Below are 284 nucleotides of genomic sequence, written 5' to 3'. Positions count from 1 at the left end.
CGTCGCTCTTACCGCAGGTGGTCATACTTTCGGCAAGACTCACGGCGCAGCTGACCAATCCTGCAATACTTGCGGAACGATTTCGAGAGAGCCGCTGACGACGATGACGTCATATGCCGCACCCTGCTGGGCGGTCAGTCCACTGGCTTGAATAATGCTGACATTCGAGACATCTTTGGCTTTGACATCAACAAGCAACCGCAGAACCTGACAATGGCATTGGGGACCGGCTCTGTCACACCGATACAGCTTGCAGCAGCCTACGGCGTATTCGCGAATGGCGG

1 pseudogene is annotated in these 284 nt (G+C 55.6%); it reads right to left on the bottom strand.

The annotated features are described in order from the left end of the window. Positions 1-39: 39 nt before the first annotated feature. Positions 40-284 (bottom strand): annotated as a pseudogene (locus tag ACO0K4_RS19775) (hypothetical protein); the annotation flags it as partial.

The organism is Undibacterium sp. RuTC16W (assembly GCF_049339445.1).
Taxonomy (GTDB): domain Bacteria; phylum Pseudomonadota; class Gammaproteobacteria; order Burkholderiales; family Burkholderiaceae_D; genus Undibacterium.
The sequence above is the reverse complement of the archived record's forward strand: the minus strand, read 5'-3'. Positions and strand labels throughout refer to the sequence as shown.